General features: G+C 67.0%; 18 protein-coding genes. 11 read left to right on the top strand and 7 right to left on the bottom strand.

Features of this window, described 5'->3' with window-relative positions; all coding sequences use genetic code 11:
- Window positions 1-95: 95 nt before the first annotated feature.
- The 8 genes from IB268_RS08775 to IB268_RS08810 all read left to right on the top strand — a co-directional run bounded on the left by IB268_RS08775 (window position 96) and on the right by IB268_RS08810 (window position 9,579).
- Complete coding sequence (locus IB268_RS08775; RefSeq protein ID WP_192354106.1) at window positions 96-2,498, top strand: xanthine dehydrogenase family protein molybdopterin-binding subunit; 2,403 nt, start codon at window positions 96-98, stop codon at window positions 2,496-2,498.
- Window positions 2,495-3,322, top strand: a complete 828-nt coding sequence (locus tag IB268_RS08780; protein WP_192354107.1) for a xanthine dehydrogenase family protein subunit M — start codon at window positions 2,495-2,497, stop codon at window positions 3,320-3,322. Before IB268_RS08775 ends, IB268_RS08780 begins: the two co-directional genes overlap by 4 nt.
- Window positions 3,323-3,327: 5 nt before the next feature.
- Window positions 3,328-4,548 carry a 2Fe-2S iron-sulfur cluster-binding protein gene (locus IB268_RS08785; RefSeq protein WP_054459058.1) on the top strand — a complete coding sequence of 407 codons (1,221 nt, stop codon included), beginning with the start codon at window positions 3,328-3,330 and terminating at the stop codon, window positions 4,546-4,548.
- Between the two features lie 64 nt (window positions 4,549-4,612).
- A complete protein-coding gene (locus IB268_RS08790; RefSeq protein WP_054459060.1) occupies window positions 4,613-5,638 on the top strand; it encodes an ABC transporter substrate-binding protein in 1,026 nt (341 codons plus the stop codon).
- Entirely contained in the window at window positions 5,635-6,444 is an 810-nt protein-coding gene (locus IB268_RS08795; protein WP_054459062.1) for an ABC transporter ATP-binding protein, read from the top strand. The genes IB268_RS08790 and IB268_RS08795 overlap by 4 nt, the downstream gene beginning before the upstream one ends.
- Window positions 6,441-7,217, top strand: coding sequence for an ABC transporter permease (locus IB268_RS08800; protein ID WP_054459065.1), 777 nt, complete (start codon window positions 6,441-6,443; stop codon window positions 7,215-7,217). Before IB268_RS08795 ends, IB268_RS08800 begins: the two co-directional genes overlap by 4 nt.
- 74 nt (window positions 7,218-7,291) lie before the next feature.
- Window positions 7,292-7,918, top strand: a complete 627-nt coding sequence (locus tag IB268_RS08805; protein ID WP_054459069.1) for a TRAP transporter small permease subunit — start codon at window positions 7,292-7,294, stop codon at window positions 7,916-7,918.
- A 2-nt stretch (window positions 7,919-7,920) separates the two neighbouring features.
- On the top strand, window positions 7,921-9,579 hold the full coding sequence (locus IB268_RS08810; RefSeq protein WP_192354108.1) for a TRAP transporter large permease subunit: 1,659 nt from the start codon (window positions 7,921-7,923) through the stop codon (window positions 9,577-9,579).
- Window positions 9,580-9,614: 35 nt separating this feature from the next.
- Here the strand turns inward: IB268_RS08810 and IB268_RS08815 are convergent, their stop codons facing one another.
- From IB268_RS08815 to IB268_RS08830, 4 genes are all read right to left on the bottom strand, one after another.
- Window positions 9,615-10,412 carry a class I SAM-dependent methyltransferase gene (locus IB268_RS08815; RefSeq protein WP_192327213.1) on the bottom strand — a complete coding sequence of 266 codons (798 nt, stop codon included), beginning with the start codon at window positions 10,410-10,412 and terminating at the stop codon, window positions 9,615-9,617.
- A gap of 301 nt (window positions 10,413-10,713) precedes the next feature.
- Window positions 10,714-11,538: a class I SAM-dependent methyltransferase gene (locus tag IB268_RS08820; RefSeq protein ID WP_119451805.1), complete on the bottom strand. Its 825-nt coding sequence runs from the start codon at window positions 11,536-11,538 to the stop codon at window positions 10,714-10,716.
- Window positions 11,539-11,660: 122 nt separating this feature from the next.
- Window positions 11,661-12,344, bottom strand: a complete 684-nt coding sequence (locus IB268_RS08825; protein ID WP_175163633.1) for a GntR family transcriptional regulator — start codon at window positions 12,342-12,344, stop codon at window positions 11,661-11,663.
- Window positions 12,345-12,355: 11 nt separating this feature from the next.
- Window positions 12,356-14,131: an IlvD/Edd family dehydratase gene (locus tag IB268_RS08830; protein ID WP_192354109.1), complete on the bottom strand. Its 1,776-nt coding sequence runs from the start codon at window positions 14,129-14,131 to the stop codon at window positions 12,356-12,358.
- Between the two features lie 219 nt (window positions 14,132-14,350).
- Between IB268_RS08830 and IB268_RS08835 the strand changes: the two genes are divergently transcribed.
- Together IB268_RS08835 and pdeR are read left to right on the top strand one after the other, a co-directional pair.
- Window positions 14,351-15,346, top strand: coding sequence for a tripartite tricarboxylate transporter substrate binding protein (locus IB268_RS08835; RefSeq protein ID WP_192354110.1), 996 nt, complete (start codon window positions 14,351-14,353; stop codon window positions 15,344-15,346).
- 287 nt (window positions 15,347-15,633) lie between these two features.
- The gene (pdeR, locus tag IB268_RS08840) at window positions 15,634-17,631 is read left to right on the top strand and encodes a cyclic di-GMP phosphodiesterase (protein WP_125471618.1); all 1,998 of its coding nucleotides are present in this window, start codon (window positions 15,634-15,636) and stop codon (window positions 17,629-17,631) included.
- Between the two features lie 24 nt (window positions 17,632-17,655).
- Here pdeR and IB268_RS08845 read toward each other — a convergent pair whose 3' ends face one another.
- The gene (locus tag IB268_RS08845) at window positions 17,656-18,540 is read right to left on the bottom strand and encodes a crotonase/enoyl-CoA hydratase family protein (RefSeq protein ID WP_054459094.1); all 885 of its coding nucleotides are present in this window, start codon (window positions 18,538-18,540) and stop codon (window positions 17,656-17,658) included.
- 346 nt (window positions 18,541-18,886) lie between these two features.
- Window positions 18,887-19,630, bottom strand: a complete 744-nt coding sequence (locus IB268_RS08850) for an SDR family oxidoreductase (protein WP_119451801.1) — start codon at window positions 19,628-19,630, stop codon at window positions 18,887-18,889.
- A 112-nt stretch (window positions 19,631-19,742) separates the two neighbouring features.
- On the opposite strand from IB268_RS08850, the gene IB268_RS08855 reads away from it, so the two are divergent.
- Complete coding sequence (locus tag IB268_RS08855; protein ID WP_054459096.1) at window positions 19,743-20,654, top strand: LysR family transcriptional regulator; 912 nt, start codon at window positions 19,743-19,745, stop codon at window positions 20,652-20,654.
- Here IB268_RS08855 and IB268_RS08860 read toward each other — a convergent pair.
- Window positions 20,633-22,027 carry a GntP family permease gene (locus IB268_RS08860; RefSeq protein ID WP_119451800.1) on the bottom strand — a complete coding sequence of 465 codons (1,395 nt, stop codon included), beginning with the start codon at window positions 22,025-22,027 and terminating at the stop codon, window positions 20,633-20,635. The genes IB268_RS08855 and IB268_RS08860 overlap by 22 nt on opposite strands.
- Window positions 22,028-22,041: the final 14 nt, after the last annotated feature.

Genomic DNA, 22,041 nt, shown 5'->3' on the forward strand with positions numbered 1-22,041 from the left:
GCTGCGGTTTGCGCCTAGCCCCGATGCTCGTGGAGGAATTTCGCCAGGCGGGCGCATCTACGGGACAGGACACTAACAGGAGATAAAGGGTAGTCATGACGACAGCAAACGCCGATACGCACGGCCGGCCAGGCAAGCCGCAGGGAGTGGGCGCGCGGGTGCCGCGCAAGGAGGACGCGCGCCATCTGCACGGCAAGGGCAATTTCGTGGCCGACATGGCCATGCCCGGTCTCTGCGAGGTGGCCTTCCTGCGCAGTCCGCTGGCGCATGCGCGCATCGCTTCGGTGCGCGTGGCCGAGCAGATCGCGGACAAGGCGTTTGTGCGCCAGGCCATGGCCGATGCGCGCGACATCGTGGCGGATTCCACCTTGCCCAGCTACCAGGTGTCGGCCCAGCCGCCGCTGGCCTCGGGCAAGGTGCGCTTCGTGGGCGAGCCCGTGGCCATGGTGTTCGCGCCGACCCGCGCCGAAGCCGAGGACTACGCCGAGATGATCGAGGTCGACTACGACGACCTGCCGGTGTATGCGGACGTCGTCAGCGCCCAGGCGGCCCAGGGCGATTTCTTGCACGAGCAGTGGCGCGACAACGTCTTCGTCACCCTCAATGTCGACAAGCAGTTCGATGAGCTGGCAGCGCAGGCGGACGTGGTCGTGCGCCGCAAGATCGACCTGTCGCGGCAATGCATGGTGCCGATGGAAGGCAAGGCGGTGCTGGCCTACTGGGACCACCAGGCCGACCAGCTGGTGGTGGTCAGCGCGACCCAGGTGCCCCATATGATCCGCAGCGTGCTGGCCCAGTGCCTGGACCTGGAGCAGGGCCGGGTGCGGGTGGTGTCGCCGGACGTGGGCGGCGCCTTCGGCTACAAGTGCGTGCTGCAGCAGGAAGAGCTGTGCGTAGCCTGGCTGGCCAAGACCTTCAAGAAGCCGTTCCGCTTCATCGAAGACCGCCGCGAACACCTGACCGCGGGCGCCAATTCGCGCGAGCACCATTATGAAATGGTGGCCTACGCGGATCGCCGCGGCAAGCTGCTGGCGTTGGACGCCAAGATCACCATCGACGGCGGGGCCTATTCGGTCTGGCCGTTCACCATCGGCCTGGAACCGGGCCAGGCCATCGGCAACCTGCCGGGACCGTATGCATTCAAGGGCTATCGCTGCGTGACGCGGGCGGTGGCCACCAACAAGCCGGGCTTCGTGCCGTATCGCGGCGTGGCGCGCACGGGCGTGTGCTTCGCCATCGAACTGACGATGGACGCGATCGCCCGCGAGGTCGGGCGCGAGCCTTGGGAGATCCGCCAGGAGAACCTGGTGCAGGGCGAGCAGATGCCCTACGTCAACGTCACCGGCAAGCACCTGGACAGCGGCGATTATCCGGCCAGCCTGCAACAGGCCATGGACATGATCGGCGTGGACGCGATCCGCCAACGCCAGCGCCAGGGCGAGGCCGACGGCCGCCTCATCGGCGTGGGCCTGGCGACGTACACCGAACAGGCCGCGCACGGCACCTCGGTGTTCGCGGCCTGGGGCACGCCCGTGATACCGGGCTTTGACCAAGCCACCGCGCGGGTCACGCCGGACGGTGGGCTGGAGCTGCGGGTCGGCGTGCATTCGCACGGGCAGGGCATGGAAACCACCTTTGCCCAGATCGCCAACGAAATCCTGGGTGTGGACGTGGCCAGCATCAAGCTGCTGCATGGCGACACCGGCCAGACGCCGTTCTCCACCGGCACCTACGCTTCGCGCTCGCTGGTGATGTCCGGCGGCGCCGTGTCGCAGGCCTGCAAGCGCCTGCTGCCGCGGCTCACGCATATCGGCGCGCATCTGCTGCAGGCCGATCCCGCCAGTGTGACCTGGAACGGCGACCGGCTGGAAGCCGGCGGCAAGTCGGTGTCGGTCAAGGACGTGGCCGACGCCTGGTACTTGCGGCCGCAATTGTTGCCGCCCGACGTGGACGCCGCTGGCCTGGAAGTCACCGTGGGCTACAAGCCCAAGGTCGACACCGGCTGTTTCACCTATGCGACCCATGCGGCGGTGGTGGCGGTGGACCCGGGTACGGGCGGCGTGGAAATTCTGGATTATGTGGTGGTGGAGGACTGCGGGACCATGATCAATCCCATGGTGGTCGAAGGCCAGACCATAGGCGGCGTGGCCCAGGGCATAGGCACCGCGTTCTACGAGGAAACACCTTACGACGACAACGGCCAGCCGCTGGCCTCGACCCTGGCGGACTACATGCTGCCAGGCGCCACCGAGGTTCCGAACATGCGCCTGCACCACTTCGAGACGCCGTCGCCGCATACGGAGTTCGGCGCCAAGGGCATGGGCGAGGGCGGCGCCATCGCGCCGCCGGCGGTGCTGTTCAACGCGGTCAACGACGCGCTGCGGCCATTGGGCGCAGTCGAACTGCTGCGCACGCCGCTGTCTCCAACCCGGGTGTTGGCCGCCATCGCTCAGGGCAGCCGCAAGACCGCAACCGTCGCCACGGAGGTGACGGCATGAAGGCCGCTGCATTCGAATACTCCCGCCCGGACACCCTGCAGGACGCTTTGCGGGCGCTGCGCGGGCACGAGGGCCGCGCCAAGCTCATGGCTGGCGGCCAATCGCTGGGCCCCATGTTGAATCTGCGCCTGGCGCGTCCGCCCGTCGTCATCGACATTTCCGGCCTGTCCGAACTGCGCACGGTGTCGCGCCAGAATGGCAAGCTGCGCGTCGGCGCGGCCGTGACCCATGCCGAGATCGAGGACGGCGTGCACGAACTGCTGCGCGGCACGCCCATGCAGCAGGTGGCGCCGGGCATCGCCTATCGCGCCATCCGCAACCGCGGCACGCTGGGCGGCAGCCTGGCGCATGCCGATCCGGCGGCCGACTGGGTGCTGACCGTGGTCGGCCTGGGCGCGACGCTGGAGATCGCGGGGCCGGACGGCGTGCGCATGCTGCCGGCGGAAGACTACATGCAGGGCGCCTATACCACCGGGCTGCGCGAAGACGAGCTGATCGCCGCCGTGCACATCCCGGAAGCCGGGCCGCAGGCGCGCTGGGGCTACTACAAGTTCTGCCGCAAGACCGGCGAGTTCGCCGAGGCCAGCTGCGCCGCGTGGTTCGATCCGTCCTCGAAGACGGCGCGCATCGCGGTGGGGGCCCTGGACGGCGCGCCCAGATTGCTGACCCAACTGGCCGCGCGCATCGCGCAGCAGGGGCTGGCGGGCCTGGATGACGCGCTGCTGGCCAGCGAGCTGGCCGGGGTCATGCAGGACAAGGATGAACACCATCGCAAGCTGCACGGGACCGCGGTGACGCGCTGCCTGGCGCAGGCCTTGGGTTGACAGGAATGAGCATGGTTCAGGTGACATTGGAAGTAAACGGCAAGCGCGTATCGCACGAGGCGCCCGCGCGCATGCATCTGGGGGATTTCCTGCGGGATCAGGCACGCCTGACCGGCACCCATCTTGGCTGCGAGCACGGGGTCTGCGGCGCCTGCACGGTGCTGGTGGATGGCGCGCCGGTGCGCTCCTGTATCTCGTTCGCGGTGGCCTGCGAAGGCCGGCAGGTGACCACCATCGAAGGCTATGACGCCGATCCGGTGATGCAGCGGCTGCGCGCCGCCTTTACCAAACACCACGCCCTGCAATGCGGCTATTGCACCCCGGGCATGCTGGCGACCTCGCGCGATATCGTGCTGCGCCTGCCGGATGCGGACGAAGGCCGGGTGCGTGTGGAGCTGTCCGGCAATCTGTGCCGCTGCACCGGATACATGGGCATCGTCGCCGCCGTCATGTCGGTGCTGGCCGAACTCAGGGAACAGCCCGACCCCGCGGTAGAGGCGCTGCGCGCCGCTCAGGCGCAGGGCCGGGGCGCTGCGCCAGCAGCGGAAAAGCCGGTGGCGTTCGCGGGGTTCACGCCAGCGGCGGCCAGCCAGCCGGCCGCAAGCGCCGCTGCGGCGCCGGCTCCGGCCGCAGCCCCGGCCGGCAAGAAGGAAGGCAAGAAAGAGGGCCGTGGCAGCCAGATCGACGGCGGCTTCAAGGTGCCTTTCCCGGCTGCGGACGTCTGGGCCTTCATGGTGGACCTGCCAGCCCTGGCCAGCTGCCTGCCGGGCGCTTCGATCGAGGAACACGAAGGCGACCGGGTCAAGGGCAAGATCGCGATCAAGTTCGGCCCCATGTCCGCCGCCTTCAATGGCGCGGCCCGCCTGGAACGCGACGACGCGGCCATGCAGGCGGTGTTTCGCGGCGCGGGGCAGGACTCGCTCAGCCAGTCGCGCGCCAACGGCGACATCACGTATCGCCTGGAGGCGCTGTCGGCCAACGAGACGCAGGTCCACGTGAACCTGCTGTATTCGCTGCAGGGGCCGCTGGCGCAGTTTTCGCGTTCGGGCCTGGTGCAGGACTTCGTGCGCCGCATGATCGCGGACTTCGGCAACAACGTCACGGCCAGACTGCGTCGACCCGCTGCCGCGGGTGAGGCGCCGGTCCAGGCCAGCTTCAATCCCACGGCCATGTTCTTCAGCGTGCTGTGGGCGCGCATCAAGCGGTGGTTCGGCCGCGGCGGCTGAACACGCGGGGTACCAGCGGCCGCGGGGCGCGGCCGCGCTGTGTCGGCACATAACGGGGAAAATCATGCTCGCGGTATTCGCAAGAAACTGGCGCAACGCGTTGCTGGGCCTGGCTGCTGTCGCGCTCAGCGCGCCCGCCTGGTCCCAGGCTTTGGAGCCTTTGAAGGTGCGGCTGGACTGGACGCCCTGGGGCGTGCACGGCGCATTCCATCTGGCGCAGCAGAAGGGCTGGTACAAGCAGGCCGGCCTGGACGTGACGCTGGAGGACGGCAATGGATCCGTGACGACGGTGCAGATCGTTGGCGCCGGCGACAGCTTCGATCTGGGGCATGCCGCCCTGGCCTCGGCCATGATCGCCCGCGAGAAAGGCATGCCGGTCAAGGCCGTGGCTGTGTTCGCCAGGCAGAGCGACATCGGGCTGCTGGTGCCGTCCGATGCCGGCATCACCGGCCCGGCGCAGCTCAAGGGCAAGAAGGTGGCCTATACGGCGGGCTCCTTGGAAGCGCCGTTCATCGATGCCTTCCTGGCCGCGGGCAAGCTCAAGAAGAGCGACCTGGAACTGATCAACGTGGACGCCGCCAGCAAGGCGTCGACCTATGCCGTGGGGCGGGCCGACGCGGCATTCTCCACCATTCCGTTCTTCCTGCCCGTGGTGTCGCAGAATCGCCCGTCCAGCGCGGTGCGCTTCGCCGATTTCGGCCTGAACATGCCCAGTTTCGGCCTGTTCGCCAATGAGTCCAAGCTGGCGCAGCGGCGCGATGCCATCGCGCGCTTTGCCAGCGTCAGCGCGCGGGCCTGGGAGTACATCTACGCCGGCCATCAGGACGAGGCGGTCGCCGCCATCCTGGCGCAGCGGCCGCAGGCGCGCCTGGACAAAAAGGTGCTGCGCGGGCAGATCGACGCCTTGCAGCCGTATTTCGGCCAGCCGGCGGCGGGCGCGCGGCTGGGCGCCATCGTGCCGCAGGACTGGACGCAGGCCGTCGCCACCTTGTCGACGGTCGGGCTGATCAGCGCCGGCGCGCAGCCCGCCACGTTCTATGCGCCCGACCTGGTGCATCCGGAACGCTACGACAGCCTGGTGCAACCATGACGCAGTGGGCCGTGTCCGCAACGGACGTGCGCAAGCGCTACCCCGGCGCGGCGGGGGTGGAAGCGCTGGCGTCGGTGTCGGTCGACGTGCCGCGCGGCCGCTTCGTCAGCATCCTGGGACCCAGCGGCTGCGGCAAGAGCACCTTTCTGCGTTGCGTGGCGGGGCTGGAGACCGTTTCCAGCGGCGAGCTGCGGGTGGAGGGCGTGCCCGTGCAGGGGCCGCCGGACGGCATGGGCATGGTGTTCCAGCGCGACGCGCTGCTGGAGTGGCGCAACGTGCGCCGCAACATCCTGCTGCCGGTGGAGTTTGCGCACAAGCCGGTGGCCGCCTATGCCGACAAGGTGCGCGCGCTGCTGGCCCTGACCGGGCTGGAAAAGTTTGCCGAAAGCTATCCGCGCGAACTGTCCGGCGGCATGCGGCAGCGCGCCGCCATCTGCCGGGCGCTGGTGGACGATCCGAAGCTGCTGCTCATGGACGAACCGTTCGGCGCGCTGGACGCGCTGACGCGCGACCAGATGAACGTCGAGCTGCAGCGGATCTGGATGGAAACTCGCAACACGGTGTTGTTCGTGACGCACGGCATCGCCGAGGCGGTATTCCTGGGCGACGTGGTGATGGTGTTCTCGCCGCGCCCGGGCCGGATCCTCGAAACCATAGAAATCGACCTGCCGCGGCCCCGGCCGCTGGCGTTGCGCGAGACGCCGCAATTCGGCGAATACGTGCGGCACATCCGCGGCATGTTCCAGAGCATGGGCCTGATAGACGAGGGCGCGCGCGCCGCGTCCGGACTGGAGTCCGTCCAATGAGCGCGCTCTTGAAAGGGGCGGGCCGGCGCATGGCCGGATTGGTGTCGGTGCTGGTCTTCCTGCTGCTGTGGGAAGCCGCCGCGCGGATCTTCCATGTGCGCGCCATCATGCTGCCGCTGCCCGGCCAGGTGGCGCTGGAGCTGGCCGCGGAATGGAGCTGGTATGCCGGCCACGCTGCCTACACACTGATGACCACGCTGGCGGGCTTTGCGCTGGCAGTGGTGGCCGGGGTGGCGATTGCCGTCATGCTGGTGGGGTCGCGCTGGTTCGAACGCTTCATCTATCCCCTGATCGTGGCGCTGAACAGCGTGCCCAAGGTCGCCATCGCGCCGCTGTTCGTGATCTGGATGGGCACGGGCGCGGAACCCAAGATCGCCATCGCCTTCCTGATCGCCGTGTTCGCGATGATCGTGGACACCGTCCATGGCCTGCGCTCGGTGCCGCAGGACGTGCTGGACCTGGGGCGCGTGCTGAAGGGTTCGCGGCGCGATTTCTTCTTCAAGGTGCGGCTGCCCAGCGCGTTGCCTTCGATCCTGGCGGGCATGAAGGTCTCGATCTCGCTGGCGCTGGTGGGCGCCATCGTGGGCGAGTTCGTGTCCTCGCAGCGCGGTTTGGGCTACGTGATCATGAGTGCCCAGGGCACCTTCGACACGGTGCGGGTGTTCGCCGCGATCTTCGTGCTGGCCCTGATGGGCATGCTGCTGTTTGCCTTGCTGGTGTGGCTGGAACGGCGCCTGACGCCCTGGCTGCGCCACCACCGCGAAGACGATTGATGGGTTCAAGCCCGGGGCACCACGGGCTGAATGTGGGGCAGGTGCGTGATTAGAAACGATTCTGGGGAAAACAGATGCAAGCACTACTCGCCTTGTCGCGTGGCATAGACGCGATCAATCTACGCATGGGCCGGGCCGTGTCCTGGGTCACGCTGCTGGTTGTGCTGGTCAGCGCCGGCAACGCCATCATGCGCAAGATATTCCACGACAGCTCCAACGCCTGGCTGGAGCTGCAGTGGTACATGTTCGGCGCCATGTTCCTGCTGACCGCAGGCTACACCCTGCTGAAAAACGACCACGTCAGGGTGGACATCATTGCGTCGCGGCTGTCGCGCCGCGCGCAGATCGGGATCGAGATCTTCGGCGTGCTGTTCTTCCTGATGCCGGCCTGCCTGCTGATCATGTACCTGTCCTGGCCGGTGTTCATGGATTCGTACCTCAGCAATGAATATTCCTCCAATTCGGGCGGACTGATCCGCTGGCCGGTGAAGCTGCTGATTCCGGTGGGCTTCGCGCTGCTGGTGCTGGCCGGGCTGTCGCATCTGATCAAGTGCGTGGGCTTCCTGATGGGACGTTGCCGCGACCCGCGCGAACGCGAGGGAGCCAAGAGCGCGGAAGAAGAACTGGCCGAGGAAATCGCCCGCGAAGCGCAGGCGCGCGAGGCGGCCGCGCAGAACGAACTGAACAACAAGGGTCGCTGATCATGGAGTTTCTCATTGCCAATCTGGCGCCGATCATGTTCGCGACGCTGATCATATTTCTACTGTTGGGCTTTCCGGTGGCGTTCGCGCTGGCGGCCAACGGCATCCTGTTCGGCCTGGTCGGCATGGAGCTGGGCCTGCTCAACTCCTCGCTGTTCCAGGCGCTGCCGCAGCGCGTGTTCGGCATCATTTCCAACGACACGCTGCTGGCGGTGCCGTTCTTCACGCTGATGGGCCTGGTACTGGAGCGATCCGGCATGGCCGAGGACCTGTTGGAGACCATAGGCCAGCTGTTCGGCTCGATCCGCGGCGGCCTGGCTATCGCGGTGGTGTTCGTGGGCGCGATGCTGGCTGCGACCACGGGCGTGGTGTCGGCGTCGGTCATTTCCATGGGCTTGATATCGCTGCCGATCATGTTGCGCAACGGCTATGACCGCAAGCTGGCCAGCGGCGTGATCGCCGCGTCCGGCACCTTGTCGCAGATCATTCCGCCTTCGCTCGTGCTCATCATCCTGGCGGACCAGCTTGGACGTTCCATCGGCGACATCTACCGCGCCGCCATGGTGCCGGGCTTCATCCTGGCGGGCCTGTACATCGTCTACATCGTCATCATGAGCCTGCTGAAGCCGGATTCGGCGCCCGCGCTGCCAGAAGAGGCACGCCGCTTCCAGGAGCCGAACGGCGGCCGAGGCGGACGGTCGCTGCTGGTGCTGATGACGATTTCCGCCGTGTCCGCTTACTTCCTGGGCCTCTGGGTCGAGAACAACACGGCGCCGATGGACGAGCGCATCGTGGTGGCGCTGCTGTTCTGGGGCGCAACCGCCTTCGTCATCGCGCTGGTGAACAAGGCGCTGGGCCTGGGCCTGCTGTCGGCCCTGGCCGAGCGCGTGACCTTCGTGATGATTCCGCCGCTGGCGCTGATCTTCCTGGTGCTGGGCACCATCTTCATCGGCGTGGCCACGCCGACCGAAGGCGGCGCCATGGGCGCGGTGGGCGCCATCCTGATGGCGGTGGCGCGCCGCCGCCTGTCGCTGGACCTGCTCAAGCAGGCCATGGACACGACCACCAAGCTGTCTTGCTTCGTCGTGTTCATCCTGGTGGGTTCCACCGTGTTCGGCCTGACCTTCCGTGCCGTCAACGGCGACCTGTGGGTCGAGCATCTGCTGACCGGCCTGCCGGGCGGACAGTGGGGCTTCCTGATCGTGGTCAGCATCCTGACCTTCGTGCTGGCATTCTTCCTGGACTTCTTCGAACTGGCGTTCATCATCGTGCCGCTGCTGGGGCCGGTGGCCGACAAGCTGGGCATCGACCTGATCTGGTTCGGCGTGATCCTGGCCGTCAACATGCAGACCTCGTTCATGCATCCGCCGTTCGGATTCGCGCTGTTCTACCTGCGGTCGGTGGCACCACGGGACCGCTACAAGGACCGGGTCACGGGCAAGATGATCGAGCCGGTCACGACGGGGCAGATCTACTGGGGCTCGGTGCCGTTCATCGTGATCCAGCTGCTGATGGTGGCCGCGGTGATGGCCTTCCCGGGCATGGTGATGCACTACAAGGGGACGGCTGCGGTGGTCGACCCGAGTTCGGTCTCGTTGGAGGTCGGGGGCAGCGGCTACGGGGGCAGCGCCTACGGCGCGGACGCCAATCCGTTCAAGTAAGGTGGCAGGGGCGTCCAGGGGACGCCCCTTGATCTTTAGGGCTTGACTGCGTATGTGGCCAGGAACGTCGGCAGGAAGCGGTCGATCAGGAAGCGCGGCTGGGGCTGTTCATCTTCATAAAACCCCTTCAGCAGGAACCCGGCTTCCAGCTGGCCGCCGATCTGTTCGCCCAGGCTGTGCCCGAACACCAGCGCGTCGCCCCGGCCTTGCTTTTCCGCCAGTTCCGATGCGCTCAGGTCGCGCAGGTCCGAGTAGGGCAGCCGGAAGCGCGGCCGGATCAGGCCCTGCTCGGCCAGTTCCGGCGCGCGGTCGCCGACGAACACGACCGGGTTGTAGAAGCTGCTGAGCAGCCTGCCGCCATGCTTCAGCACCCTGAAGCACTCCCGCCAAACAGGCCGCACGTCGGGCACGTACAGGTTGGAGATCGGATGCACGATGCAGTCGAAGGACGCGTCGGCGAACGCCGAGAGATCCCGCATGTCTCCCTGCACGGTTGCGAGCGCCAGGCTGTCGCGGCGCGCGACCATGTCGTCCTGGGCCAGTTGCAGCGGCGAAGCGTCGAACACGGTCACGTCCGCGCCGGCCGCAGCCAGCACGGGCGCCTGTTGGCCGCCGGCGGAGGCCAGGCACAGGATGCGCGGAACCGGATACATCGCCGGCAGCCAATCCGCGGGCAGTGCGCGCGGCGTGATGTGCACCTGCCAGTCTCCGCGGCGCGCGGCCTCGATCGTTTCGGGGCCGACCGGTTGCGACCAGGCGCATTGCTGCGCGGCCTGGCGGTCCCAGGCGGCGCGGTTGTGTTCATAGATATCGATGGTGTCAGTCGCAGGCATTGCGTTTTCCTTCTGTCAAAAGGGGAAAACTGCCGATGGACACGCGATCCGCGAGCCTGTGCCCGAAGGGAGCAGGACGCGGCGCGCCGATAGGGGCCAGGTCCTGCAAGACATCAGAATCGAACAAGCAATGCGGCTCGCGCGCCAGGCAGCGAGGGGGGCAAGATGCGTGGGCATCCCGGCATTTACTTGTTCACTCTGAGTGCTCCGGTGGAAGGAGAGAAGGTTGCAAGCTTAACCGGGACGGCGCGGCGGGACAAACGGCCGCCCGCCGCCGGTTCATCGCGCGGCCGTCGCGCAGCTATGCGCCGCGCGGCGCCGTGATCACATGCGCCTGGATCTTTCCTGCGATGGGCCCCGCGCCATAGCGCGCACGCAGCGCATCGGTCGCGGCATGGACCGCCTGCCCCAGCATGTCCGCGCCGCGGGCCTCGATCTCGTTGCGCAGCGGCGTGCCCTGGCAATAGGCGATTGCAGCCGTCTGCGGCGTGTCGGCGCGGCTTTCGAATGCAATGGTTTCCAGCGTCTGGCGGCCGGTGAATCCGGCGCGGGCCAGGTCGGCTCTGATGACGGCCGCGTCGTAATAACCATGCGGAATCCGGCTCATGAACCTGGGAGGATCACCGGGGAACAGCCGCGCCAGGGCCTGTTCCACCGTATCGGCAAACGCGTTGTCCTCGATGCGGTCCCAGACGTTGAACAGGAAGGCGCCGCCCGGCCGCAAGACCCGACGCGCTTCGGCGTAGGCCGCAGCCTTGTCCGGCAGGAACATGTAGCCGAACTGGCACACCACGGCATCGAAGGCCTGATCCTCAAAAGGCAGTTGCAGGGCGTCGGCCTGGCGCCAGGTGATGGCGCGGCTTGCGCCCAGCGTCTGGGCTTGTTCCAGCATGGCCGGGTTCAGATCGGTGGCGACGATGGCCGCGCCGGCGGGCAACTGCTCCGCGAGTTGGCGCGTCACTACGCCTGTGCCTGCGGCGATCTCCAGCACGGCCGCAGGATGCAGCGCCGCCGTTCGCGCGGCGATGTCTGCGGCATAGGGCTGGAAGACGAGAGGAACCATGTACCGCTGGTAGAACTGCGGGATGGATCCGGAGAAAACACGATCACTAGGAGCAGTGTTCATGATGTTCGACTCCAAAGCGGCCGCGCGGGGCGGTCTTCAGATTCAACGCAGCCGCGTCCTGCGGCTGGGAACACCATTTTAGGCGCGGCGCGGTCGCCTGGCGACCGGCGCCGGGTGTGGGCTCATGCCCCCAGCCGCGTCTGTTCCGCCGCCAGATAAGCGTCCCGCGACGGCAGCAGGTGCTCCCGGCACAGCGCCATCAACCCCTCCCGGTCGCCATCCCGCAGTGCGTGGATCATGGCCCAGTGTTCCTGGCGGGCGCGTTCGCGGTAGCCGGCGGCGGCCAGCGAACCGAAGCGGATGGGGTGGGTGCGGCGGGCGTATTCCTCGATGGCCTGGCCCAGCACCGCGTTGTCCAGCAAACCGAAGAACTCGCGATGAAAGCGCTGGTTGCTGCGGAACACGCGGCGCGCGTCGCCATCGGCTACCGCCGCATCGTGTTCGCGCTGCACGGCCACCAGCGCCGCCAGCCGCGCCTGCGGCACGGGCAGCGGGATCTGGCTGGCGGCATGCACTTCCAGCACCTGGCGCAGCGCGTACAGCTCCATGACTTCGCGCACCGCGTAGGCGCGCACGACCGCGCCGATGTTGCGCTTTTTTTCCACCACGCCCAGCGCCTCCAGGTCGGCCAGGACCTGGCGCACCACGTGGCGCTTGAGCGCGAAGCGCGCCATGAGTTCGTCTTCGGTCAGGCGCTGGCGCGGGTGCAGCCGGCCGAAGACGATGTCTTCTTCCAGGATGGCGACCGCGGCCTGCGCGGCGTCCGGGGCCAGTACCTGCGCGGAGTCGGGGGCGAGGGCGTCCATGGATTTGCCGCCTACTTCTTCGGCACGGTGTCGCGCGTGACACCGGCGCGCAGGAAGTCGAAGTCCACGCCCTGGTCGGCCTGGGTCACGGTCTGCAGGAACAGCTTGCGGTAGCCGCGTTCGGCGACGGGGCGGACGATGGGCTGGGCCGCGGCGCGACGCGTGAGTTCGGCGTCGTCCACCAGGAGCGCGATCTCGCGGTTGGCTACCGACAGGCGGATGCGGTCGCCGTTTTGCACGTAGGCCAGCGGGCCGCCGATGGCGGCTTCGGGCGTGACGTGCAGCACGATGGTGCCGGCGGCGGTGCCGCTCATGCGGCCGTCGGAGATGCGCACCATGTCCTTCACGCCGGCGCGCGCCAGTTTCTTGGGGATGGGCATGTAGCCGGCTTCGGGCATGCCGGGCGCGCCGGTCGGGCCGATGCGCTTGAGCACCAGGATGTCTTCGGCGGTGACGTCCAGCGTCTCGTCGTCGATGCGCCGCGCCATGTCTTCGGCGTCCTCGAACACGACCGCGCGGCCCTCGTGCTCCATCAGCTTGGGGTTGGCGGCGGATTGCTTGATGATGGCGCCGCCGGGGGCCAGGTTGCCGCGCAGCACGGCCAGCCCACCCACGGGGTAGATGGGCGAGGCCGCCGTGCGGATCACGTCCTGCGCGAAGGCGGGCGGGGCGTCGTCGAGTTCCTCGCCCAGCGTGCGGCCCGACACGGTCAGCGCGTCCAGGTGCAGGTAGGGGCGCAGCTCGCGCAGCAGCGCCGGCATGCCGCCGGCGTGGTGGAAGTCTTCCATGTAGTGCTGACCGGAGGGCTTCAGGTCGACCAGCACGGGCGTTTCGCGGCTGATGCGGTCCAGTCCGGCCAGGTCGATGTCTATGCCCAGGCGGCCGGCGATGGCCGTCAGGTGCACGATGCCGTTGGTGGAGCCGCCGATGGCCAGCAGCACGCGCAGGGCATTCTCGATGGACTTGCCGGTGAGGATGCGCTCAGGCGTCAGGCGCGAGGCGGCCATGGCCACGGCGGTGGCGCCGGTCTTCTCGGCGACGCGCACGCGGTCGGCGGTGACGGCCGGGGCTGACGCGCCGCCGGCCACCATCATGCCCAGGGCTTCGGTGATGCAGGCCATGGTGCTGGCCGTGCCCATCACGGAACAGGTGCCCACGCTGGCGACCAGCTGGTTGTTCACGTCCGCGATCTCGGCCGCGTCGATCTCTTCGGCGCGGTAGCGGCCCCAGTAGCGGCGGCAGTCGGTGCAGGCGCCCACGCGTTCGCCGCGGTGCGAGCCGGTCAGCATGGATCCCGTGACCAGCTGGATGGCGGGCACGCCGGCGGACGCCGCGCCCATCAGCTGGGCCGGCACGGTCTTGTCGCAGCCGCCGATCAGCACCACCGCGTCCATGGGCTGGGCGCGGATCATTTCCTCGGTGTCCATGGACATGAGGTTGCGCAGGTACATGCTGGTGGGCTGGGAGAAGCTCTCGTGCACCGAAATGGTGGGGAAGTCCATGGGCAGGCCGCCGGCCAGCATGACACCGCGCTTGACCGCTTCGATCAGTTGCGGCGCGTTGCCGTGGCAGGGGTTATAGCTGCTGCCCGTATTGACGATGCCGATGATGGGGCGCGACAAGGCGTCGTCGGTCAAACCCGCGCCCTTGATGAAGGCCTTGCGCAGGAACAGCGAAAAGCCGGTGTCGCCATAGTTGGTGAGCCCGCGGGCCACGCCGTGCGCGCTGGCGCCGTCACTGCTGAAAGGGCCGGGCGCAGCTGCGTTGTTCTTGGTTTCGTCCTTCATTTTGATCTCGATAATATTATTGATAATCCGACGACGGCATCATAGCCAGCCTTTGAAAACGGCTGCAAGCGATTTGTCGGCGTCTTTCAATTGATCCTTCATATGGATCAGTCGATAGAAAAATTCTGATTCTTCAATCAAGTTGTCGAACCTACACTGGCGCGGTTGACGAGCCGGGCGTCCGTTTCATTCCTATACCCATCCCGGCAGGAGACCTACATGTCAGACCTGCGTCTGCGGCCGCGCCGCGCCGTGTTGTTTTCCCTGCTGGCCTTGTGCGCCGGCGTGTCCGCTCCCGCCCTGGCCGCCGACGCCTACCCCGACAAGCCCATCCGCATGATCGTGCCGTACCCGCCCGGGGGCGCGACCGACGTCATCGGCCGCGTGCTGGCGCAGGAGCTGACCGGCGCGCTGGGCCAGTCGGTGATCGTGGAGAACCGCGCGGGCGCCGCCGGCAACATCGGCGCCGACCAGGTTGCGAAGGCGCAGCCCGATGGCTACACACTGCTGATGGGCGCGCTGACCAGCCATTCCATCAACGCCGCCCTGTACCGCGGCCGCGTCACCTATGACGTGGAGAAGAGCTTCGCGCCGGTGTCCATCGTAGGCACGGTGCCGCTGGTGTTCGTGGTGAATCCGTCGGTGCAGGCGAAAACGCTGGCCGAGTTCATCGCGCTGGCCAAGTCCAAGCCCGGCTACATCACCATGGGTTCTGCCGGCAATGGTTCGCCGCAGCATCTGGCCGCCGAAATGTTCAAGCGCACCGCGGGTGTGGACGTGCTGCACGTGCCCTACAAGGGCAGCGGCCCAGCCATGACCGACCTGATGGGCGGGCAGGTGCTCAGCATGATCGAGACCGTGCCCGCGGCGCAGGGCAGCATCAAGGCCGGCAAGCTGCGCGCGCTGGCGGTGACCTCGGCTGCGCGCGTGGACGCGCTGCCGGACGTGCCGACCGCGGCCGAAGCCGGCCTGAAGGATTTCGAGGTCAGTTCGATGTTCGGCATCGTGGCGCCGGCCAATACCCCGGCGCCGGTGATCGAGCGTTTGAATGGCGAACTGAAGAAGATCCTGGCCAAGCCTGAGGTCCAGGCCTCGCTGCTGAACCAGGGTGCCATCGCCACCTGGACCACGCCGGCCGACGCCGGCGCCCGCGTGTCGGCCGAGTTGGCGCGTTGGACCAAAGTCATCGACGAAGCGGGTGTGAAGGGGGATTAATACCCCTAAAGTTGTGGCTATACGTCACACGCCGGAAGTTCCGCCTGGAACCTCCGGCGATTTTGTTTGTGCATGCGCTCACGAAAGACGCAACAAGGCTTGCGCGCAAACTGGGGAATACGCACTGAAAAAAGGGTGGATGCAAACTTTTGCGCTATGAACCGCCAAAGGGGACGCAATAAACCGCAATAAAGCTCTCGCGAGATTGTATACAGTGGTTGACCCCGAATAGACTAGGCCGTAATGTAGTTTGCGGGCCTTCCCAGGACGGCAGAAGGGGGATAACAATGACAGACGACCAGGACGAAAAGTCGATTCTGTACACGCATTTCGGAACGCACAGTCCGTATTGGCGTCTGTCCGCCGATAGCGACGCGTTCGAACTTGCCGCAGTCAAGGGCGCAGCCAATATCGCGATGGCGTTGCGCCCGGAACAAGCCGAGACGATACGCAGCCTGACGGGCATCACGTCCAGTGTGCGCATCGACATCTCGTTGTATGGCGACATGCTCAGGCTCCACCTGGTGGGCCGCAAGATCAATCCCAACGAATGGGCCGGCACCGCGTCCGCCCATTCCGATACTGAATCCGTGGCCAAGGATCTGGTCGAAGGCCTGTCCTTCGCCGAGACGGTGGTGTCCGAGGCCAACTCGGTCATCGTCATCGTCGACCAGAACGGCCGGGTGCAGCGCTTCAACAAGCTCAGCGAGGAATACACCGGCAAGCGCGAGCAGGACATCATCGGCCGCAGCGTGTTCGAGATGTTCATGACGCGCGAAGAGGCGATCGCCTCGCGCCGCAATATCGCCGAGTTCTACAAGCGCGGACAATCCTACGAGGCCGAGCGCCTCATCAATACGGTCAAGGGGCCGCGCCTTTTCCTGTTCCGCAACAAGTTCGTCACCAGCGGCAGCGGCGAAAAGCGCGTCTACCTGATCTGCTCGGGCACCGACATCACCGAGGAACGCCAGGCGCAGGAGCGCCTGCGGGTGCTGGCCAACACCGACATGCTGACCAACCTGCCCAACCGCCACGCGATCACCACGCGGCTGAAGGCGGCGCTGGCGGCGGGCCAGGATGGGCGCGGCGGCGTGCTGTTCCTGGACCTGGACAATTTCAAGCGCATCAACGACCACTACGGCCACGGCTTCGGCGACCGTCTGCTCAAGTCGGTGGCGGTCGCGATCTCGTCCTGCCTGGCAGAAGGCCAGACGCTGGCGCGGTTGGGCGGCGACGAATTCATCGTGCTGCACGAGGCCGCGCAGACCTGGGAACTGGAGGCGACCGCCCAGCGCATCATCGAACGGCTGCGCGAGCCTTTCCGTCAGGGGCTGATCGAGGTCTACACCAGCTGCTCCATCGGCATCGCCATGTATCCCGACCACGGCGCCGACCTGGACAGCGTGGTGCGCAGCGCCGACATCGCCATGTATGTGGCCAAGGAAGCGGGACGCCATACCTACCGCGTATTCCAACCCGAGATGGACCGCCGCAACGCGGACTACGTCTGGCTGGACACCAACCTGCGCAAGGCGCTGGCCGAAGACCATCTGATGCTGTACTACCAGCCCAAGCTGGCCGGCCGCAACGGCGAGGTCGACGGGGTCGAAGCCCTGGTGCGCTGGCGCTCGCCGGAGCGCGGCATGGTCGGCCCCGCCGTCTTCATTCCGTACGCCGAGGAGTCGGGCCTGATCTCGCCGCTGGGCGTGTGGGTCATGCGCGAAGCGGCCCGGCAGGCCGCGGCCTGGAAGCGCGACGGCCTGAATATCCGCGTTGCCATCAACGTGTCGCCGCGGCAGTTGAACGACAAGGGCGTGGTCAGCGACTTCATGCGCGCCATCAACGACGCCAGCCTGGATCCCTGCCTGCTGGACATCGAACTGACCGAAAGCTGCCTGATCGACGACGAAGGCGCCGCCATCGAACTGATCAAGCAGTTCCGCCAACTTGGCGCGCGAGTCCATCTGGACGACTTCGGCACCGGCTATTCCTCGCTGTCGCAGCTTGCCCGCATTCCGCTGGACGCGATCAAGCTGGACGCCAGCTTCGTGCGCGGCGTCAACGAGAACCCCGTGTCGCAGGCGCTGGCGCGCGCCATCGTCGCGGTGGCGCGCACGCTGGAGTTGAAGGTGATCGCCGAGGGCGTGGAAACGACCGAAGAGGCCGTGTTCGTCGACACCCTGGGCGTGGACGCCAAACAGGGCTACCTGTACGCCAAGCCCATGCCGGCGGCGGAGTTCACCGCCTGGCTGGCTCAGCGCCGCCGGCTGCATCTCATTGCCTGACGCAGCCGGCAGCGCCTTACCGCATCAATGCATGGTGGCTTCCAGCGCGGACTCCGCGCTGGAAGAACTGCGGCGGTTCTGCGCCATCACCAGGCGTTCCATGTAGGCGCGGTCCTTCGGGTCGATCGAGAACGCGGCTTCGACCCAATCTTCCGTGATGTCCATCAGCTCCGAGCGCGACAGGCTCAGCACGCGCTGGCGCGCGCGCAGCATGGCGCGCATGCCGTTGAGCTTGGGCCGCATCACGTCGATGAAGGTGCGCGTGGCCTTGTAGGCGTCGCCCGGCTCGAACAGCACGTCGACCAGGCCGCGGCCATGGAACCATTCGGCGGTATGGGATTCGCCCGTGCCGATCAGCTCTTCGGCCAGCTTCATGCCCGAACGCCGTGCCACCAGCGAGTAGCCGCCCATGCCAGGGAAGAGGTTGAACGCCATTTCAGGAAAGCCCATGCGGGCGGTGTTCTGCGCCAGCACGAAGTGGTGGGCCAACGCGGCCTCGAAGCCGCCGCCCAGGGCGGTGCCTTCGATCATCGCCAGCGAGATCGCGCCGGTGTCGAAGCCGCGGGTGGCGGCATGCACGCAATCCACGCAAGCCCGGGCGTACGCCCGCAGCGCTTCGCGCTTGCCGGTGCGTATGGCTTCCGCGAAGAAATTCAGATCGCCGCCCACGTTGTAGATCTGAGGAACGAGCGAGCCGGTGACCCAGAAATCGATGGGCAGGCCGGAGTCTTTGGCGGCGCGCGCCAGGGTCATGATCTCGTCGATCAATTCATGGTTGAAGCACGGACGCGGTTGAGCGCGCAGCATCATCCACATGACCCGACGTCCCTCCTCGTAGAACGCCGAGAGCTGCTTCAGGTTGCCTGCGGCGGTGAAGGGGTGGCAATCCGGATGAATGAGTTGATTCATTTACTTTCGTCCAATTGATCAAGGTGAGTCGGAGTACTACGGGATCAGCCTAATACAGACCTTCCGGCTCTCGTCTCATGCAAACCTCGTCCAGCTGGCCAGACTTGTCCGTAAGTCAAAGGCCCGAGTGATCAATGGAGAAACGCGACGAGCGGGCGCAGCCGCTCAACCCATCAGGCGATGGGGGCATGGGTAAAACGGATGAGGGATACACGCAAATTCGCGGCTGTCGGGGCGATGCGCCGCGCACGCGCCGAAAGCGGCGCGCTCATGCGTAGGGATGAGGGATGGCGCGGCCGAATGGCCGCGCGCGGACTTGCGTTGTACCGCTTCGGAATGCGGCGGATCAGGCGACGCCGCCGTTGGCGCGCAGGATCTGCCCGTTGACCCAGCCTGCCTCGGGGCCTGCCAGGAACGACACCACGTTGGCGATGTCATCGGGCTGGCCCAGGCGTTCCAGCGGGGGCATCTTGGCGTAGTGCTCGATCAGCTCGGGACTCTTGCCGTTCAGGAAGAGGTCGGTGGCGACGGGGCCGGGCGCCACCGCGTTGACGGTGATGCGGCGGCCGCGCAATTCCTTGGCGAACACTTGGGTCAGGCTTTCCACCGCCGCCTTGCTGGCGATGTAGACGGAGTAGTTCGGCAGGTTGAGCGCGATGGTGGTGCTGGACACGTTGACGATGCTGCCTCCGTCGGCCAAGCGCGTGGCAGCTTCGCGCAGCGTGTTGAAGGTGCCGCGGGTGTTGATGCCGAAGGTCTGCTCGTAGAGCTCGTCGCTGGTCTCGGCCAGCGGCACCATCTTCAGGATGCCGGCGCTGTTGACCAGGACGTCGATGCGGCCCAGTCCCGCTTCCACCTGGTCGAACATGGCGCGCACCTGGTCCGCCCGGGACACGTCGGCGCGCACTGCCAGGGCGCGGCCGCCCGCGGCGCGGATTTCGTCGGCAAGCGCCTCGGCCTCGGCGGCGCTGGAGGCGTAGTTGATGGCGACGGCGTGGCCGTCGCGCGCCAGGCGGCGGACGATGGCGGCGCCTATGCCGCGCGATCCGCCGGTGACGAGCGCGATGCGTTGCGTGGCCTGGGTGTTCATGTCGTATCCGGTTGGATGGGGGTGAGGCGTATCTTGAACTATTCCAGAAAAAAGATAATTACTCTATATTCGCTAACATAATTTCATCTGCATTAATAATGGGCGAGTGACAATGGACCGGTTCCAGGAAATGCAGGTGTTCGTGCGCATCGCCGAAAGGCGTAGCTTTTCCAAGGCGGCAGAGGACCTGCAGATTCCGCGGCCCACGGTCACCAATCTGGTCAAGCGGATGGAAGCGCGCCTCGGGGCGCGGCTGCTTGAACGCACCACGCGCCAGGTGCGGCTGACCCATGATGGCGAGGCCCACTACCAGCGCTGCGTGCGGCTCCTGGCGGATCTGGAAGAGGCCGACGGCGCCTTCCTGGACACCTCGCCCAAGGGCCTGTTGCGCGTCAATGCGCAGGGCACGCTGGCCAGGTTCTTCGTCATGCCCGGCCTGCCGGCCTTTCTGGAACGCTATCCCGACATCGTGCTGCAACTGGGCGAGGACGACCGGCTGGTGGACCTGGTGCGCGAAGGCGTGGACTGCGTGCTGCGCACCGGCACGCTGCAGGATTCCTCGCTGGTGGGGCGCCAGATCGCGCTGATGCCGCAGGTCACGGTGGCCAGCCCCGCCTATCTGGCGCGCCACGGCGAGCCGCGGCGGCTGGAAGATCTGGAAGGCCATCGGGCGGTGGACTACCTGTCCAGCGCCACTGGGCGCAGCCTGCCGCTCGATTTCATGGTCGACGGCAAGAACGTGCAGGTACGCCCCAGGGCCGTGGTCAGCGTGACTGGCGCGGAGCTCTACACCGGTGCGGCGCTGGCCGGCCTGGGATTGGTGCAGGTGCCGCGCTACCGCGTCGAGCGCGAGCTGGCGGCGGGCGAGTTGAAGATCGTGCTGCCCGGCGCGCCGCCCGCGCCCATGCCTGTGTCGGTGCTGTATCCGCAGAACCGCCAGGTGTCGGCGCGGGTGCGCGTCTTCACGCAATGGCTGGCGGAGGTCATCGCAGCCGGCCTGGCTCAGACGATGCCGGTCAGGTAGTACACCGCGATCGCCAGGAAGACCGAAGTGGTCGATATCAGCGTGATGGCGAAGATGTCGCCGTAGGACTGCCGGTGCGTCAGGCCCGTGACCGCCAGCAACGTGATCACCGCGCCGTTGTGCGGCAGCGTGTCCATGCCGCCGCTGGCCATGGCGGCGATCCGGTGCAGCACTTCCATCGGGATGCCCGCCGCGTGGGCGCTGTCGATGAAGGTCTGCGCCATGGCCGCCAACGCGATGCTCATGCCGCCCGAGGCGGAACCCGTGATGCCGGCCAGCGAGGTCACGGCCACCGCCTCGCCCACCAACGGGTCGGGAATGGCCTTGAGCGCGTCGGCCACCAGCAGGAAGCCGGGCAGGGCGGCGATGACGCCGCCAAAGCCGTATTCCGCTGCGGTGTTCATCGAGGCCAGCAACGCGCCCGACACCGCGCTCTTGCTGCCTTCGGCGAAATGCGCCTTGATGCCGCGGAACGAGAACAGCAGGATGGTGACGATGCCCGCGATCAGCGCGCCCATCACCGCCCACAGCGCCACCTGGTCCTCGGCGTTGACGGGCATGGGCTTGGGCAGGCCCGGCAGCGCGACTTCGGAGCCGGCCGGATACCAGCCCGGTATCCAGCGCGTCAGCAGGTAGTTGGCGACGCCCACCACCACCAGCGGCAGCAGCGCGATCAGCGGATGGTGCTCGCGTTCATTGGGCGGCGTGACCGGTTCGTTGCGCAGGTCGGTGCCGTAGGTCTCGCCCGCGGCTGCCGCGCGCTTGCGCCGCCACTCCAGGTAGGCGATGCCGGCGGTCAGCGTGAAGCAGGCGCCGATCAGGCCCAGCCACGGCGCGGCCCAGGTGGTGGTTTCGAAGAAAGTGGTGGGGATGATGTTCTGGATCTGCGGCGTGCCGGGCAGCGCGGTCATGGTGAACGTGAACGCGCCCAGCGCGATCGCGCCCGGCATCAGCCGTTTCGGGATGCCGCCCTGGCGGAACATCTCGGCCGCGAACGGATACACCGCGAACACCACCACGAATAGCGACACGCCGCCGTAGGTCAGCACCGCGCAGACCAGCACGATGGCCATGATGGCGCGTTCGGCGCCGATCAGGCGCAGCACTGCCTGCACGATGGCGCGCGAGAAGCCCGACAGCTCGATCAGCTTGCCGAACACGGCGCCCAGCAAAAACACGGGGAAGTAGAGCTTGGCGAAGCCCGCCATGCGCTCCATGAAGATGCCCGAGAACACGGGCGCCAGCGCCGACGGGTCGGTCAGCAGCACCGCGCCCATGGCCGCGATGGGCGCGCACAGGATCACGCTGTAGCCTCGATACGCCGCCAGCATCAGGAACGCCAGCGCCGCCACCACGATGAACAATCCGGTCATTCGGTACTCCGGGA

The sequence above is a fragment of the Achromobacter sp. ACM01 genome, assembly GCF_014851745.1.
Classification (GTDB): domain Bacteria; phylum Pseudomonadota; class Gammaproteobacteria; order Burkholderiales; family Burkholderiaceae_B; genus Achromobacter; species Achromobacter aegrifaciens.